Annotated in this window: 11 protein-coding genes and 1 pseudogene; 6 read left to right on the top strand and 6 right to left on the bottom strand. The window is 49.3% G+C overall.

Annotated features, from left to right (window positions below):
* Positions 1–9: 9 nt before the first annotated feature.
* Together BZG23_RS08470 and BZG23_RS08465 are read right to left on the bottom strand one after the other, a co-directional pair.
* Entirely contained in the window at positions 10–273 is a 264-nt protein-coding gene (locus BZG23_RS08470) for a DUF3081 domain-containing protein (protein ID WP_074214461.1), read from the bottom strand.
* Positions 274–291: 18 nt separating this feature from the next.
* Positions 292–1,074, bottom strand: a complete 783-nt coding sequence (locus tag BZG23_RS08465; protein ID WP_077606655.1) for an HAD-IA family hydrolase — start codon at positions 1,072–1,074, stop codon at positions 292–294.
* Positions 1,075–1,529: 455 nt separating this feature from the next.
* Here BZG23_RS08465 and BZG23_RS08460 point away from each other — a divergent pair, with 455 nt between their 5' ends.
* Positions 1,530–3,788: a bifunctional diguanylate cyclase/phosphodiesterase gene (locus BZG23_RS08460; protein ID WP_198532128.1), complete on the top strand. Its 2,259-nt coding sequence runs from the start codon at positions 1,530–1,532 to the stop codon at positions 3,786–3,788.
* Here BZG23_RS08460 and BZG23_RS08455 read toward each other — a convergent pair.
* The 3 genes from BZG23_RS08455 to BZG23_RS08445 all read right to left on the bottom strand — a co-directional run bounded on the left by BZG23_RS08455 (position 3,756) and on the right by BZG23_RS08445 (position 7,674).
* The gene (locus BZG23_RS08455) at positions 3,756–4,385 is read right to left on the bottom strand and encodes a GNAT family N-acetyltransferase (protein ID WP_077579449.1); all 630 of its coding nucleotides are present in this window, start codon (positions 4,383–4,385) and stop codon (positions 3,756–3,758) included. The genes BZG23_RS08460 and BZG23_RS08455 overlap by 33 nt on opposite strands.
* Before the next feature lie 159 nt (positions 4,386–4,544).
* Positions 4,545–5,420, bottom strand: a complete 876-nt coding sequence (locus BZG23_RS08450) for a DMT family transporter (RefSeq protein WP_338013044.1) — start codon at positions 5,418–5,420, stop codon at positions 4,545–4,547.
* Between the two features lie 274 nt (positions 5,421–5,694).
* Positions 5,695–7,674 (bottom strand): replication initiator protein RctB domain-containing protein, encoded by a 1,980-nt coding sequence (locus BZG23_RS08445; protein WP_046075596.1) that lies wholly within the window; start codon positions 7,672–7,674, stop codon positions 5,695–5,697.
* A 1,357-nt stretch (positions 7,675–9,031) separates the two neighbouring features.
* Here BZG23_RS08445 and BZG23_RS08440 point away from each other — a divergent pair.
* The 4 genes from BZG23_RS08440 to BZG23_RS08425 all read left to right on the top strand — a co-directional run bounded on the left by BZG23_RS08440 (position 9,032) and on the right by BZG23_RS08425 (position 15,375).
* The gene (locus BZG23_RS08440) at positions 9,032–10,240 is read left to right on the top strand and encodes a ParA family protein (protein ID WP_046076018.1); all 1,209 of its coding nucleotides are present in this window, start codon (positions 9,032–9,034) and stop codon (positions 10,238–10,240) included.
* Between the two features lie 9 nt (positions 10,241–10,249).
* A complete protein-coding gene (locus tag BZG23_RS08435; RefSeq protein WP_046075595.1) occupies positions 10,250–11,221 on the top strand; it encodes a ParB/RepB/Spo0J family partition protein in 972 nt (323 codons plus the stop codon).
* A gap of 101 nt (positions 11,222–11,322) precedes the next feature.
* The gene (locus BZG23_RS08430; RefSeq protein ID WP_077606652.1) at positions 11,323–13,347 is read left to right on the top strand and encodes a GNAT family N-acetyltransferase; all 2,025 of its coding nucleotides are present in this window, start codon (positions 11,323–11,325) and stop codon (positions 13,345–13,347) included.
* Positions 13,348–13,710: 363 nt separating this feature from the next.
* Positions 13,711–15,375: a DUF342 domain-containing protein gene (locus tag BZG23_RS08425; protein ID WP_077579445.1), complete on the top strand. Its 1,665-nt coding sequence runs from the start codon at positions 13,711–13,713 to the stop codon at positions 15,373–15,375.
* 22 nt (positions 15,376–15,397) lie between these two features.
* Here BZG23_RS08425 and BZG23_RS08420 read toward each other — a convergent pair.
* Positions 15,398–17,059: pseudogene (locus BZG23_RS08420) on the bottom strand (type I secretion system permease/ATPase); the annotation flags it as partial.
* Between the two features lie 62 nt (positions 17,060–17,121).
* Here BZG23_RS08420 and pdxH point away from each other — a divergent pair.
* Positions 17,122–17,760, top strand: coding sequence for a pyridoxamine 5'-phosphate oxidase (pdxH, locus tag BZG23_RS08415; RefSeq protein ID WP_077606650.1), 639 nt, complete (start codon positions 17,122–17,124; stop codon positions 17,758–17,760).
* Positions 17,761–17,837 lie beyond the last annotated feature (77 nt).

Below are 17,837 nucleotides of genomic sequence, written 5' to 3'. Positions count from 1 at the left end.
TTATCGTGGTTACTTTTTGTAATTTTTGACCAAAGCGTCCACCTTCTTCAGGAACTGCTCTTTCAGGTTTTCATGCTCATAGTCAAGGTCATAGGTATTGTGGAACCCCACGCGTAACTGTACCCCATTACCCGCTAAATAAATGGTATAGCCGTCATAATCTGAGAAAGCGTCGATGCCATCTAGGCGGTGTCCATCTTCAATTTCTTCACCATACTCTGTCACTATCTCAAAAGCGCGAAGTAGGTGCGTAGGATTGAGTTCGTTTTTCACGCTTCCCTCCTGGCTGTGTTAGCGAAATTGTGCCCCACCTCCCAGTCGTTGTCGACGACTACAAAGCGGCCCTGCCAATACCGGGGGAGAGGCCAATGCATGGCCTGCCACATTGAGCCGGCTCGGCTTAGAAATAATATTGGGCAAAGATGCCAATGTATCAAGGGTAGTGTCTGGCCCCATCTTTTGGATCGCCGTACCGTAATTATAGCCATAATCGACACACACGACGGGCGAGCCTGCTGCCCTGGCAGCGTGAACATCGTTTACGGCATCACCGACGACTAGCAACTCCGTGGGCGGAACCGCGAGGATGGCAGCCGCCTCATAAATACTATCTGGATCAGGTCTTCCCGCCGCAATCGCGTCCGTGCCTAAAATGCGGGTAAAAAAGTGAGCCACCCCGAGGGCCTTTAGCAAACTGTTGGCGTGCGCGGTTTGCATATCCGTGGTACATATCATCGGAAACTGGCGCTGCGAGAGCCCTTCTAAACACGCAAGTACGCCTGGATAGAGTCGAGTTTTTGGCGGTTTATTGCCCAGATAGGAGGACAAAAACAAAGCCCGCGCTTGATTAAGCACAGTGGTGGAAACACGCCCATCAATGTGCCGAGTCAGCACCCGATGGATCAATAAATCGGCACCATCCCCCACCCAATCACGAATAGAGTTAGGCTCTTCCTCTGGCAAGTTGAATCCTCTGAGCATGCCGAGGACTGCGTCATAGAGATCATCAAAGGGGTCTGCGAGTGTGCCGTCTAAGTCAAAGCATATCGCAGAGATATTCTCCAGTTTTTTCATGGAACGCCTCCACAATCAATGTGTTATCGCCAGGAAGGAAAGGGAACGGTGGATCGGGTTGTCTCTCCATCGACTCATTGAAAGTTAGCAGAGAACGCTCACTCATCCTACCCAAACCTCAGGCAGAATGTATCGAATCATCGCGACAAAAATGCATAATTGACCGATTGCGTCCAAACTTCGGTGTTGAATCAAGCCCCTAACCCTTATGTGATATACATCACATTTAAATACGTTATTGGTGACCGATACCGACCTTGACCCTGTATAAAAAACCCGTCATTTTTCTGACACACGAGGGCAGGCGAAGTCACGCCCTGTCATAAAAATGAAACCGTATTTAGCACAGATTGTCATCGAGTCGCCCTACCCTGTCTCTCTCGATAGTGAGATTCGATGTATTCTTTATGCGGTATTTTTCCTCACAACCTCTATGGCGTTACCTAACGGTTATAATGATTGCGCTAATCGCAGGCTGGTCAGTCTATACCTTGGAAAACCAGCGTCAGCAAAGCCGGTTTGCGACCGATGTGGAAAAGCAGCGCCATGCTCTTAGTAAAGCGTTTTCTCAGCTCTATGAGCTACAGCTGTCGGCGCAGCTTTATCTGCAACAAGAAGGTGGCCCAACGCGCGATAAATTCCATGCCTTTATCGACAACCATACCCAAAAGCGCTCAGGGCTTGATAGTGTTATGTGGTTACCCCGAGTCAATCGCGCTGAGTTAAAACAGTTCGCCGCCCAACAAAGCCATTATCGCCCTTTTCCTCCACTCAACAATCAAGCCTGCCAGTGGGTGATGCGGGGCGATACCTTTCCCGCGCTTTACCTATCCCCGAAAGCGGCCGAAGAAGGGTATTTAGGCTGGCGCGCGGATGCGCAGTGCGAGAACACAGTGACCATGGAGCGCGCCTATTTTAAACGTCAGCCCGTCGCGCGATTAATTCACGACGAGCAAGGCCATGGTGTGCGATGGTTTGCCGCAATCACAGGACGACATGGGCAGTTAGCAGGCTTTCTCGCCACCACACTTTATTTTGATACCTTTCTACCCACGCTTTGGCAAGGTGACACTCCCGCGCCCGATATGGGGCTAATCGCCCGTGAAGCCTTTGGCCATCAGCAAATGTTTGCCACCCACTCTTTATTGGCGTTGAATAGATGGCGAAATACTCATTCGCCCGATATCACTGTTCCGATTGCCGGCAGCGAAGAAGGGTTAGTGGTTAGATTCACCCATCTGCGCGGCTTGCACACGGGGCTACTCTACGGGGTGCTGGTTGGACTATTGGTACTGTCACTCGGCTTATCGGTTCTTGCCAGTTTTTGGTCATACGCCAATCGACTTTCATTAGCACAACACCTAGTCAATAAGCAGACCCGCCAACTCACCCATCAAGCCCAGCACGACAGTCTAACTGGGCTGGCAAACCGAGCGGCGCTCGACCATGCCTTGGAGGGCGCACTTGAGCAAGTAAGCGCCCAGTACAGCGAGCACTTTACCTTGCTGTTTATCGATCTGGATCGGTTTAAAGTGGTTAACGACTCTCTCGGTCATGTAACGGGCGATAAGCTCCTTAAGCAGGTTGCCAAACGTTTAACACAATCGGTCAGTGGCGAGCGTGTATTTCGCTTTGGGGGCGACGAGTTCATCATTTTGCTTAAAGCCGACAGTTCACTGGCATTAGCACAAACCAAAGCCAAGCACCTGCTGCAGGCACTCAGCACACCGTACAAGGTGGACGACCATATGATTAACTTGTCCGCCAGCGTTGGTATTGCATCAGTTAACAAGGCCAATGCGTCGGTGACGGATATTATTCAGCAAGCCGATATTGCCATGTATCACGCCAAGCAGACCCGTGAACGCCTCGCGATTTTCCAGCCAGCCATGCTTGCCAAAGTTCAGCAGCGCTTTATTGTTGAACAAGATTTAAAGAAAGGGTTGGCTAATCAGCAGTTTCATCTCGTGTTTCAACCTATTTTCGATGGCGAACAAGAAACACTCAGCCACGCAGAAGCACTGCTCCGGTGGCAACATCCGACGTTAGGGTGGATCTCTCCTGCAGAGTTCATCCCAATCGCAGAAGAAACAGGCTATATCATTGAGCTGGGCGACTGGGTGCTCGAGCAAGTTGCCGAAGTACTGGATAGCTGGCATACCCGATTCCCTGCCAATCAATGTCCTTCTATCACCGTGAATGTGTCTGCCAAGCAGTGTCAGTCAGCCACCTTCGCCGATGACGTTGCCTCGCTGGTCGCCAGACACCAGTTTGCGCCTCAGTGTCTGGGGTTAGAAATGACGGAGACGGCCTTACTTGAGCACTCAGAAACGGTGGGGAGGAACTTGCGTCAGCTTCACGCACTGGGAATAAAACTGTACCTCGATGACTTTGGCACCGGGTATTCATCCCTCTCGCTGCTGCGCCAATATCCGTTTAGCGTGATTAAGATGGATCGCAGTTTTATTATGGATATCGATCAGCCTAACGGTAAAGCGGCGCCCCTGTGTCGAGGAATGATTGCCATGGCACATGCCGTCGGTTTAACCGTAGTAGCAGAAGGCGTCGAGACGAAACAGCAGCTATGCTGGCTTCGCCAACACCAATGTGACTACTTGCAAGGGTATGTGCTCTCTCGGCCGATTGAACGGACAGCACTTGAAGATTGGTTACTGCCGCAATCAAACCAGCGAATGGTCTTGGTGCATGGTTGAGGCGACAGCGGCCAGGGTGTTGGCGGACGAGGGACCGTTTTGACGCACTGGCGCAGCTTGCTGCAACCACTCATCGCGCAATACCCCATAACGAAGTGAGTCATAGTACTCACCTTGATAATAACGGACGGCGCGTAAGCGCCCCTCTTCGCGCATCCCTAGTGCTTTAGCACAGCGCATCATCCCCGTGTTTCCCGACCAAGTGGTCAAGCCGATTCGGTTGACTTGATGGCGAATAAATAATTGGTCAATCCACTGCGTCAGAGCACGTCGGCCGATACCTTTGCCCCAGTGGACAGGATCGAAAATAGTGATCCCCACTTCCAACCAACGCGTGCGCTTGTCTTCCCAATACAGGGTGACATAACCCACAGGCTTATTGTCCACACAAATCACCTGCGCCGTGTCACCCACGATGAAACGACGAAAAAGACCAAAACGAAACGACCAAAACGACACCGGATCTATCGGTGTATACGGCGCATCATACTGCTTCCAAGCACGGGAATAATATATATTACGCCAAAAGTAGCGCGCTTCGTTGCGCTGCGCAGGCCGAATGGTGACGACGCAACATTCAGATACATCCACATCCATGTAAGATTATTGCTCTCTCTTTACCAAATGATGGGCGACGACGCTGTCCGCTCAGCGCGACCGCTTGTCGGTATGACCCACAAGGGTACCCAGTCTAACTCAATTAACCACCACATTGGCGACCTCCGTCAAAGAACCCACTTAATTGAGTGTAGACGGTTACTGACAGGACGGCTGCCTTGATTGCTGTGATATGGCAACGCCCAGCATCACAAGTCCTCCACCGAGGATGTGATACTGAGTCAGTATTTCTCCCAGTACCGCCACTGCAATAGCCGCAGTCATCACGGGTAAAAGGTTCATGTACATCGCCGTTCGACTCGCCCCATTGAGCGCGATAGCGTTTAGCCAAATCGCAGGCGCAAGCACGGAAGCGCCTAAGGCGGCAAACCCCACTAGCGGATAGGCGTCAGCGGGGATGGCGGGACTGGGCGCCATCCACAGAACGGGCAACAACATCACCACCGCAAATACAGCTTGTACATACACAGACACCCAATTGGACAGCGCCATCGACCAACGTTTAAGTAAAACGCAATACAGCGCATACGAGGACGCACATACCAGCATTAGCCCGTCTCCCACCGACGCGCCTGCGTGAAAAAGAGAAAGCGGTTTGCCCAGCGTTAGCATATACACCAAGCCAGCGAAGGATAACACGGCCCCGAGGATCGCACGCATCGTCAACGGCTGTGACAGCACAGGCACACTGATCAACAAGCTCAACATGGGCACCAACGACATAATCAGCGCCATATTGGTCGCCGTCGTGGTTTGCGCAGCAAAATAGGCAACGGATTGGTTAGTGACCATGCCTAACAGCGCTAGAATGGCAAGACGTGGTGCATAGCAACGCACCGAACGTCGTTGGCGCCATAATGTCGGTAAACAAAACGGCGTTAATACCAAAATGGCAAAAAACCACCGATAGAATGCCATCGCACCCGGTGCAATCACAGTGACAGACATCTTGTTTACAATCGTGTTGACCGACCAAATGAGCACCGCCGCCAATGGCAAGAGAAATGGCATCATGGCCTCGCAAAGCCCAATATAGCGTGGAAGAAAGTAGGCAGTTTACACTGTAAAACGCAGAATAAAACCAATAGCTGACGTGACCCCACGACAAAGAGGGAAACGCATCATCGTTGGCAAGGAAGAAAAAAGCGGGCAAAGCCCGCTCGGCAAGTGATTAGCCAAATGGTGCCATCAAGGCACCCAATAGGACAAAGGTATCTATCAGTGAGTAGTTTACGCCGCTCATCAAAGGTTGTGTCATTACCACGTCAACAACCTGCAAAATCGGTCACTACCCTCCCATCGCTATGTCATCCAAGGCCTTGAGCACTTGCCCATCGAGATGGCCCTCAAACACGCGCTGACAGACTTTTCTTCGCACGGCTAACCCAGATATCAACTTTTCAATAGAAAGATGTCTATCGAGCTGTTGTTGATTGTAAAACTCAATCGTACGGCTGAGCGTTTCATAGGAGACGACCTGATCACCGACCCGCAACCAATCCAGTTTTTCGAGATAACCCTGACATTCTTCGGTAATCACGGAGGAAGGATGGCCTGTCATCGCCGACAGCGCGGTAATGCTTCGTTGCAACGCCTCCTCAGACGTATACTTTGAGAGCACAATGGTCAGCTCATCCGCATTAATCTCAACCAAGTGCTTACGTTGTTTCACACGACGCCCTAACCGGCCACTGCTCTTCTCTTTGCGCTGAATCGGTTCAAACTCGCCATCAATGATCCCGGAAAGCTGATCAAGGTCTTGGCTAGGAAGGATCTCATTTCTCAGCGGATTGGGCATAGTGGGGGCCAACGAGCGTTTACCCTCGTTATACATTTTGGCACGAGAGTAGCGGATCACTTCGTCGACGTTGCACTTTATATCCATGCGATAGTCAGGATATTTTTTCTCTTCATCTTCGCGCGTTAATGTTAAGTGATATCCCCACAAGTTCACCGCAAACACAGACTCTGTCACCTTACCTTCAGCCAGCTTTCTGAGCTCCCGGGTTAAATCACTGGAAAAACGGCGCCATTCGATATTACGGGCCATTTTTTGGTTTAGCTCGCTAAGTAGCATGGTATCTTCGAGTCGACGCGACATACGGCTTCTGAAGAGCGAATAGAGTTGAAACACCAAGGTATGCTGACGCAATATTTCTGGTGGGAATAAAAAGAAGTAATCACGCGTCATCAATTCTTCAAAGAACGAGGGCTCCCATACCAAGATATAAAGGTTGGGCTTGATCCTGACCTCACCGTCTTCACCCTCTTTGGGCGCTTCCTCGGAAGCGGTAATGGTTCTGGCTAAGAACCGGAATCGGTCACTTTTGAACCCTTCTGGCATGTTTTCACTCAGCCAACGACCTGTTAGTTCATGAAGCTGAAAGTCAGTAAACTCGATTCTATCAATGCTCTCGCGGATGGCATCACGCGCAGGACCACTGTCTTTTTTACCCCGTAACTGCAGGATATCAGTGATATAGATCGGTGTTTTGTTGCCTATAGATTGGGTCTGTAACTCGTAATTGGGTAAATGATGATCATGATACTGCACCGTGAGGGTGAACAGGGCGAACAGTGTCATCAGATCATCAACCGTCATGATCGACTTAGCCGATCGCGTTTCAATGATCGCCTTAGTGCCGCTGATCGCCACCATCGACTTCTGATAACCCTTTTTGGTTCGCGGTGGAGCAAGCGCTTGATCAATGATCCCAGCCCAACTGGTCGGCGAGACCAAAATTTGATCTTTTTCACCAGGCATCATCGGAGGGGTGCCTAGTCCATGCTCACTGAGCAATTGTCGATTAACTTGCGTTTGCGCTAACGCTTTCGACCGTTTTTGCTTGACGGCATCGCGACTTTTTTCTGTCATCAAGCCTGCACTGCCGAGTGATGAAATCAATCGGCTGGGATTAACAAACTGATGCAGCATGGTTTTGCCTGCGAGTCCTTCTTCAAACCTCACGGGTTGCTGAATGAACAGTCCTAACTGGACAGCGGCACGGAGTCGTTGTTGGATGGCTGCGCGAGTGAGTTGCCCGTCTGTTGCGTCAACCAATTCTGTGGTGGATACATACCCGTCTTGAGAGGCAAAACCGCGTACTGAAATTAAGTTCAGTAGCTCTAGAATACTTTTGGTTACCCCTTTAAAGTGCTCATACTGTGCAAGCCAATCAATCAACTGATCGTGTACGGCGAACAAATGCCCGTCTTTGTGGGAACGAGGGGCTTTTATCAAGATTTTTTCGGGTTTACTGGCACTCATGTCAGCTTAAATCCTTTGTCACGGGGATACTCAACACGCATTTTTTTAAATTGAGGTGACGGAAACCGTAAATCGATCACTCTTCCAGGGAAAGACTAATAAAAAAAGACCCAAAAAGAAAGATCTTTTTTATTGCGCTTTTTAACTGATCTTTATGATTATTCTGATCTAATTTGATGATCTGATCTTATGATCCGAGTGGCTGGTTTGTTATAACACCATGATTTTTATGAATTATAATTTCAGCCATCTCGAAAGCATGATCATCAATGTCTTGGAGGCATGATCAACATCATGCACCAACGATGATCAAGTGAGGCCTGCATCAATGATCAACAGCTTACCGCATTAATGATCAGATAATAACTGAAACAATGATCAAGCGTGATACACATCTTATCCACAGCTATAGGATGTCGCGGGTGATGACGTTATTGGATTCGGTGGTTAATCAGGCTAATGAGGCTTAGGAACAATGATCAAGACAGCGCTTTTTTAGCTGATTTGATGAAAAAGCGTGCATGTTGCCGATAAGTCTAGCGGCTATTTCACTCTCATCCTCCAAATCGAAATGACATTGACAGTATAACTGCCATAGGAATGTATGTGTCCGGTTAGTGGAACAATGATCATGTATGAGATCGTGCTGTTCGATCATCTTGATGTAAACCGTTGTTTAGTCCACGTGATATGGATGGAATGCCCGGATCCTTCTCGATCCCTTGTTACACCTGACGTTATCCGTAATTTGGCGGTTCGACTATATCGTTCCGAACAACCGCACAGGCTGGTAGTCTTTACAGCCAGTCTTGATCATTGTTCCGTAATATACAGAGACACATCGCGCAGATTTGCCGATGATTTAACCCATAATTCTGCTTGATCATGCTTCCCCAACAGCGCCTTTACTCTCGAAAGCATGATCAAGTATTAGCATCCATTAAGGCCGAACACCTTGATCATCGTTACGGGAAAAATGATCAAAACCGCGGTAAGCCATCGCATGAACGGCTAATGGGTGAGATTGTTAACCGCTCTCCCCTCTTAAGGGGTAAAAGGCGATAAATTCGGTTCAACGATCGGGTACCGTAAATTAGCCATTCAAAGATAGGCTTCCGACTCTATCAACTGTTTACATTGTAAATAAGTGACGCTGTGACATTTTAAATGTGAGGAATTTATCGCATGGTTTGTCGAAGTGAGTATAACCAACTATTCGTCGATGTTTTCATCAATCATCCATGATAACAATTGTGAGCAGGATCTTTATTTGATTGGCTTTTGTTCACCTTTTTATTGTTTTGAATGGAATGTGCTGTACAATCGGCAATTATTTCTCGTTAAGGCGAAAAAGAATATGGATAGGGAAAAGACGATTGAAAACCTCCGCAATATCGCCGCGCAGACGAAACAGGTTCAGTCTGATCGGGTCGAGATTGTAATGGAAGAACGCCACGACCAACTCTTTCCACCGATGTCAAAAGCATTAATGGAAACGCGTTCGGGATTAACGCGGCGAAAGCTCGATGAAGCGATCTCTCGCATGGAGCAAGAGGGACATCAGTTCACTAAAAACAATGCTAACCATTATTCGATTACACTCGATGAGGCGCACCAAATCATGGATGCGGCGAACGTGCCGACTTTCCATGAGCGTAAAGGAAAAACCCATAAGCCTTGGGTGGTAAACATCCAGAACCAGAAAGGCGGAACGGGTAAATCCATGAGTGCGGTGCACTTAGCGGCATGTATGGCCCTCAACTTGGAAAAGCGTTATCGCATTTGCTTAATCGACTTGGATCCACAAGGCTCATTGCGACTGTTCCTCAATCCACAAATTAGTTTGACCGAGCAAGAGGGGATTTACTCCGCCGTTGACGTCATGCTGGATAATACGCCCCAGCCTGCAGACAAAGACTTCATGATGCGTAATGTCTTACTGCCGACACAGTATCCAAACTTAAAAACCATGGCGGCCTTTCCAGAAGACGCGATGTTTAATGCTGAGGCATGGCAAGCACTGGCGACTAGCCAGTCTCTGAACGTGGTTGAGTTGCTGCAAGAAAAAGTCATCGACCCAATCAGTGATGAGTTTGACATTATCATGATAGATACAGGCCCGCATATCGATCCGCTGGTGTGGAATGCGATGTACGCCTCGAACTCGTTAGTGATCCCTTGTGCGGCAAAACGCCTCGATTGGGCGTCGACGGTGAACTTTTTCCAGCATCTGCCACAAGTCTATGAGATGTTCCCTGAAGACTGGCATGGCCTTGAGTTTGTTCGTTTAATGCCGACTATGTTTGAAGATGACAACAAAAAACAGATTTCGGTCTTAACGGAAATGAATTATCTTTTGGGTGAACAAGTAATGATGGCGACCATTCCAAGAAGTCGCGCGTTTGAGACCTGTGCCGACACTTACAGCACAGTCTTTGATCTTACCTCTCAAGATTTTGAAGGCGGTAAGAAGACCCTGTCGACAGCCCAAGATGCCGTCCATCGTGTCGGTTTAGAACTAGAGCGTGTGCTGCACAGCCACTGGTCTCAGCTCAATCAGGAGTAATCACAAAAAATGGCCATTAAGACCTCTGATTTAAATGCGCGTTTGTTTGCCAAAGCAGACAAGCGACGAGCAACGACAACGCAAGAAGCTCAGAGTGCAGCGAGTGAGAAAGCGGCAGTCATTGAACTTGCGGTCGCCGGTGAACACACGGTTGAATTTGAGCTGGTAAAAGTCCCTGCCAGTGAGATCCGAGATAAAACGACCGTTTTTGATAAGAATGCGCGAGAGCAGTCATTTCTGAATGAACTCGCGTTATCCGATATTTTGGTAACGTTAAAAGCACATGGCCAGCAGTACCCTGCTGTGGGTCGTTGGCTTGACGATGGTCGTATTGAAGTCCTCGACGGTAGCCGACGCCGCATGTCGTGTCTGATTGCAGAACAAGATTTCTTAGTCTACGTGGCGAAAGGCATCAGTACACGCCATGCTAAATTCTTGTCCGATGTCGCCAATGCCCACAAACCGTTATCGCTTTATGAACGCGGTAAAGAGATGCAGGCAATGTTAGACAGTGGCGAAGTGAGTGACCAAAAAGCATTGGCGAGTGCGTGTCAGTGTAGCGAAGCCTTGGTCAGCGGTGCCTTAAAAGCCGCGGCCCTGCCCTTACCACTACTGCAAGCCTACCCCAGTGTGTCTGAGCTGGGACGGCCAACCATTGTGAAGTTGCATCGCTTATATTTTAGCCTTGATGCGTCCCTGCAACAAAAGCTGGTTGCCAAGCTTGGTGACACGCCTTTATGGCAACAGGTAGAGGCGCAAGGAGTGACGCGTATTACGCGAGAAGTCACCCAGTTGATTGAGCAGTTTAAAGATGAACTTGTCGAGCCGACATCGAGTGAACGAGAGCAAGCCAAAACCTTGTTGGACGGACGTGCGTCTTATCGTCGCAAAGGAAATAACCTGAATATTAGTTTAAAGAAAGTCAGTGATGAGGACGCAGACCGAATTCTGGCACTGATTAAACAAGCGCTAGAAAACTAATATTTTGCACATGCCCCAGCGTTAAAAACGACATGCCTAGCGTGTCGTTTTTTTTTGCGTGTTATCATCTCCTATCCGCTTGGTAAAAGCCTTATGGAAACATGATGACATTACCCACATTGGAAGACTTTTTTGAGCCACTGATCTTACGTGCAGCGCACTACTCCCACCGTCAACTGGTTTGTGTCGATCAGGACTTGGCGACTGTACTGGGCGGCTTTGATGAGACTCAGCCCCCGCTGATTGTGGGAAACACAGAATATGGTTTGAGTTGGCGCCAAGCACATCAAAAGCTGGGACAAGAATGTGGTCATATTGTGGTGGAGGTGAATGCGCAATTTAATGCGGAAGCCTTTTGCGCCATAGCCGGTTGTTGCCGCGCGGGTGCACTCATTGTACTCCGAATTGCCGCCCTCGATAACGAAATGCCTCCGTCCGTACAACGCCTTCTTCGCTGTTTGAGTGAAGATGATAGCGTCGCATTTAATTGTCATTGGCTGCATCGTTTACCCCAGCAACGTCCAGCGAAACATCAAACGCATTCAGTGACTCAGGATGATGCGATTGCTGCCGTGGAAAAAGTCGTGACTGGACATCGGCGCCGTCCCCTGCTGCTAACCGCTGACCGCGGTCGGGGGAAATCAGCCGCATTAGGGATGGCCGCGGCTAACTTGATGATGAAAAAACCAAGACGCATCATTGTGTCATCGCCTTCCCCTGCCCATGCATCAACGCTTTTTCATCATCTGAAAGCCACCCTTCAGATCGATGATGCTGGCCAACATATCGACTATCAAGGAAGCCAGATACGCTTTATTGCCCCTGATGCGCTGCTACAGGATGCGCCAGCAGCAGACTTGTTATTGGTTGATGAAGCGGCGGCAATCCCACTTCCGATAATCAGCCAATGGCTGAATCAATACAGTCGCGTTGCGATTGCGACGACCGAGCATGGCTATGAAGGGACAGGACGTGCTTTTACGCTCCGACTCAAGCAAATGTTGGACGTCGAGCAGCCGCAGTGGCGCACATTGAAGCTCACGGCGCCTATGAGATGGGCTGACGATGATCCGGTTGAGCGCACGTTGAACGCCCTCTTTTTACTGAATGGCGACGACGTAGGCAGCGATCAGACCGATATGCTCGAAACAGGGTGGGTGAACGATATGGTGATTGAGCCGCTTAGCCGTCAGCAGTTGTATCGAGATGAGGCGTGTTTACGGCAGTTATTCACATTACTGATCGCGGCCCATTATCAAACATCGCCTAACGACTTAGCCCGTCTTCTGGACGATGACGCCGGCTTAATCTTTGCTGGCTGGCTCAATAATAAGTTGGTTGCCGCGTGTGTGGTGAGCCAAGAAGGAGGAATAGATTGGCAAACTTGTCACGCGGTGGTCGCAGGGCAACGCCGGATAAAAGGGCATCTGTTTAGCCAATCGGTCGCCGCGCATTTGGGGCTCGCGGAGGTTCTGCACGACAGGCTCTGGCGAGTCCAACGCATTGCCGTGTCTGAGCCTTATCGACAGCAAGGCGTCGGTCAACGGTTGCTCGCGACCGTGAATAAACACGCGGCTGAAGCCTCAGTGGTCGGGGTCGGTGTTAGCTTCGGTGCAACCGCCGTGCTGACGCCGTTTTGGTTTAAGCAAGGATTTAAGCCGGTTAAATTGGGATTAAAACGCGATCAAGCCAGTGGGTGCTATTCGCTGCAAATGCTTAAGCCTATCCAGCCTTTGAACTGGTGTGATCAGGCGTTACGCTTATTTAGGCAAAACCTTCCCATTCAGATGCTCACGAGCCATCAACGGATGGAAACTGACATCGCTGCCTCTATCATTGCTGGGTTACCAACCGCACCGCTATCGGAGGAAGTAAGACAACAAATTGATGGATTTGTTGCCGGAGGGGTGGGGGTCGATGCTGCCCTCTCAAGCTTACAGGCTTGGTTATATCATCATATAGGTCGCGTCCAGAAAGACGACGAAAATGCCACGTTACCCATTCTGGTTAGCCGTATTTTGTTAGGGTTGCCTTGGTCTGTTGTCTGCACCCGATATCAGCTGGCAGGAAAGAGGGATGCGGAATCCCGGATACGGAATTATATTCAAATACACATGACGACATGACCCATTTACACTGTAAACTGAACACGTGGCAGTGGCTTGGTTTACAGTGTAAACGCTGTCGCTCATTACGTTTATTTACACTGTAAATCGGTCTACTACCCTTCATTATGGGAGCCGTGCTGAGGGCGACTGAATTAATCCTATCCTGGTCACGTTTTTATCAGTGATCCTGCTCCCAAGCGGGATAAACCTGTATAATTTATTATAAATGAGACAATTGCGCACACTTGCATTAGATTTGGACTAATCTAATCAGTGACAACAGTCGAGTGCAAGCTCCTCGAGATGATGGAGCAAGCGCATTGCCAAGTGGTTTATCTGGCTAATAAGGCCGCCACAGGGATTAGATAGGCAGGAAGCGAGATGCTAGACGATATCCTCCGCGTCTCTCAGGATGGTCAGCGTGTATACTTATCGGCAGGGAAAGTCGAGCATACCAATGGCCAACCGATAGAGAAAAAACAAATCAAGGACTGGTTGGTGAGCAACCAAGTCGAGGGCTTTTTTTGTTTTGATGATACGATAGAGTCAGCATTAACCAAGTTAAACGCGTCGCCGGATGATGCTGAATCGGAAGACTTCATTATTGCAGAACGCCGTGATGCAACCATCGAAGCGCGTATCGCCGACGATAAAATGACGGCCTATTTGATCGTTAACGGCGCGTGTGGCGGGCGTGGACTGAAAGCCGATGACATTCTCTCGACGCTGCGTGATGCCAATATCGTTCGAGGGATAAAAAAGCCGACCCTGCAAAAACTTCTCTCCGCGTCAGGAAAGCTCAAACCTGGTGAATACCTTGATGTTCCCGTCGCATTCGGTCGGCAGCCGGTTGCGGGCGAAGATGCGCACCTTGTCTATCTCATTGAAGATCCTGCCGAGCGTGTTCGCCGTCCCAAACAGCGTGAGGATGGAACCGTTGACATGCGTGATTTGGGTGAAATGGTGATGGTTAAGCAAGGACAGCCTTTAGCTAAACTGATCCCTGAAACATCGGGCTATGAGGGCTTTACTGTAACTGGGTCGGTGTTATCGACATCTTCCGGTAAGCCAATGACATTGACCGCGCACCCAGGCAGCGAGTTAAGTAACAAAGACCCTAATATTCTAGTGGCGACCATGGCTGGGATCCCACGGTTACAAAAAGACGGCGTGGCGGTCGATGATGCATTGAGCTTAGATGCGGTTGATGTCGGCACCGGGCATGTCAACTTTGAAGGCAGTGTGGTGATTAAAGGTGATGTTGAAGTGGGTATGAAGGTCACAGCATCGGGAACGGTCACCGTGGGAGGGGTAGTGGAATCAGCGACCATTACCGCTGGCGCAGACATTATTGTCCAAAATGGGATCATTGGTCGACAAGTCGCAGCAGACTCTGACATCAACTGCACCCTGGTTGCGGAGGGCAATATTGTCGCCAAGTTCGCGCAATATGCCACACTCTGTGCCAATCAAAACCTAGAACTTACCTTGCATGCGATGCATTGCAAAACGCATGTAGGGCAGTCAATCGTTATTAGTGATGCCACCAAGCGCAAAGGCACGTTGGCGGGCGGTAAGCATGAAGTGGGCGAAAAAGTCCAGGCGGTGATTATCGGCGCGAGCGCAGGGGCGCATACGTATATACATTGCTTTCCGCGTCTGCCAATACTTAAACGGGAACTCGTCAATTTAAACAAAAGCTGGGAAGAGAAAAGTGCCCAATTGGATAAGATCCAGGCGGCAGAGAAAAAACTTGAAGCGGTCCCAGAAGAGAAGCGTGACGCGGCCATGGTTGAAAGAATAAGCTCGACACGCGAGCACCTTTCTACCGCGCTAAGTGAAATAGAAACCATGGTAGAAGAAACAGACGCAGCGATAGAGAGCGGATACCAAACGGCCAGTATCATTGCGACTAAGTCGCTACTTAGTCGTGTTCACTGTACTATCGGCGAAGAAAAGCACTTGGTTCACTCAGAGCACGGCCCATCACATCTATTTTATGACAATGCCGCGATTGAATTAAAACCGTATCAAGCCAATGGTTGATACTGGTTTACAGTGTAAACTGTTAGCCAACTTTACGGATTTTTCCTTCTTTTAAGGCCTGAAGCACTGCCTTTTTCGGTCCATCTGCGACCACACATCCTTCCTCCATCACAATAAGACGGTCAACCACATCCAGCATGCTGGTTTTGTGGGTACTGAGAATGAGTGTCTCCTCTCTGCGTAAATCTTTTAGCTGCGTCTTAATGAACTGCTCTGTGCGGTTATCCATCTGGCTGGTTGGCTCATCGAGTAAAATCACAGGTGGGCGGCTTAAAAAGGCGCGAGCAATTGCAACGGCTTGTCGCTGTCCCCCTGACAATAAGACGCCACCTTCACCAACTTGTCTTTCTAGTCCTGAGGCATGGTATTGGGTAAAACTTAACACGCCCGAGCGGGCAGCGGCGTCCATAATATCAATATCATCGGCAAGGGGTTGGCCGAGGGTCATATTCTCTCTGATTGAGCCAAAGAATAGCGTCGGCTCTTGAGGGACAAAACCGACATTGCGACGAACGTCGATATAATGAAGTTGAGAGATATCGGTATCATCGATGGCAACCGAGCCTTGGGTGGGAGAATAAAGGCCGACTATCAGGCGGGCAAGCGTTGTTTTTCCTGAGCCCACTCTGCCAATAATACCGACTTTTTCGCCGGGATAAATGCGAAAGGACACTTGCCGTAAGGCGAGGGCGTTGGTGTTAGGATAATGAAAGTCAACCTTATCGAGCTCAATTTTGCCACGCAGCATCGGGCGATGTAGATAATGCTTACCTTCGGTTTGTTCTGATGGCAATGCCATCAGTTGGTCGATGATATCGAGTGCTGATTTTGCTTGGTGATAGCGTGTCGAGAGCAAAGATAATTGAACCAAGGGCGCTACTGCTCTTGAGCTCAGCATACTTGCCGCAATCAATCCCCCCATTGTCAGTTCGCCCGCGGCTATTTGGTAAACACCAAATACAATCATACTGACGATGACAAACTGCTGAACAAAACTGGCCGAGTTATGGACTGAGTCTGTGAGACGGCGTGTTTTGATACTCCAGTTTGCCATATGGGCCACCGCTTCTTCCCAGCGATACTGAAACTGACTCTCCGCCCCGAATATTTTAATGGTCTCAAGCCCTGACAGGCTTTCTATGAGGTTGGCGTTCTTTTGTGAAGAAAGACGTGTCCCTTCCTCAATTGTGCGCCGCAGGGGCTTTTGAATTAGCCATGCATGGATGACCAATAACGTGACCGCAATGATAGGCACGATTACTAAAGGACCGGCGACAAACCAAATCACGAGCAAGAAGATGAAGGCAAAGGGGAGGTCGATGAGGGTGGATATAGACGCCGAGGTAAAAAACTCGCGGATGGATTCAAATTCTTGCATATGCCGTGCAAAGGCCCCGACTGAAGGGGGTTTTGCGTCCATTCTTACCCCTATGACTTTGGCATATATGCGTGAAGAAATGAGTAAATCTGTTTTCTTACCTGCAATATCAATAAAGTAACTGCGCAGCAGTTTAAGGAGTAAGTCGAAGACAAAAATGACCAAAATCCCACTCGCGAGCACCCACAGTGAATCGAAGGCCAAGTTAGGCACGATTTTGTCGTAAACGAGGCGAGAAAATAGCGGCACACTAATCGCAAAGACATTGATAAAGAGTGAAGCGATTAAGACATCCCGATAAAAATTGCACTTGTGTATCGTTAGGTACCTGCGCAAAATAGCTGAAAATAAACGAATTGGAGAAAGCAATGGAGTTGTCAGATATTCGAAGAGAATACACCCAAGGGGGATTGCGTCGTGACGATTTACCCGACGCGCCTATGGATTTATTTGGCCAGTGGTTACAACAAGCCATTGATACCCAAGTGCCTGATCCAACCGCAATGACTGTCGCCACTGTCGATGAAGATGGGCAACCTTTTCAGCGCATCGTTTTGCTTAAAGACTTTAATCAAGAGGGGTTTGTTTTTTACACCAACTTGGGGAGTCGCAAAGCGCTACATTTGAAAAAAAACAGCAAGATTAGTTTGCACTTTCCTTGGCATTTTATTGAGCGACAAGTCCATATTATGGGTGAGGCGGAGCCTCTGAGTAAAAAAGAGGTATTTAAGTATTTCACTTCCCGCCCCAAAGAAAGTCAGATCGCGGCATGGGCAAGCAAGCAAAGCGAACGCTTATCAGCACGCTCGGCGTTAGAAGGCAAGTTTTTAGAGCTGAAAAAGCAGTTCGAGAAAGGGGAAGTGCCTGTCCCTACATTCTGGGGCGGCTATCGAATCAAGCCCCAAAGTATTGAGTTTTGGCAAGGTGGCGAGCACCGCTTGCACGACCGTTTCTTATATCAGCGCCAAGAGGATGATCGCTGGGCGATTGAGCGCCTAGCGCCGTAGCTTGTGACGCGACCTTGACGATAGCGGTGGGAGACGCCATCTCGTCCTCCCAGAATGACGGCGAGATGGCGCACGGT

Origin of the sequence: Salinivibrio sp. ML290 (assembly GCF_001995695.1) — a bacterium.
GTDB classification, from domain to species: Bacteria; Pseudomonadota; Gammaproteobacteria; order Enterobacterales; family Vibrionaceae; genus Salinivibrio; species Salinivibrio siamensis.
Note: the sequence above shows the minus strand (reverse complement) of the source record. Positions and strands in the feature narration are given on the sequence as shown.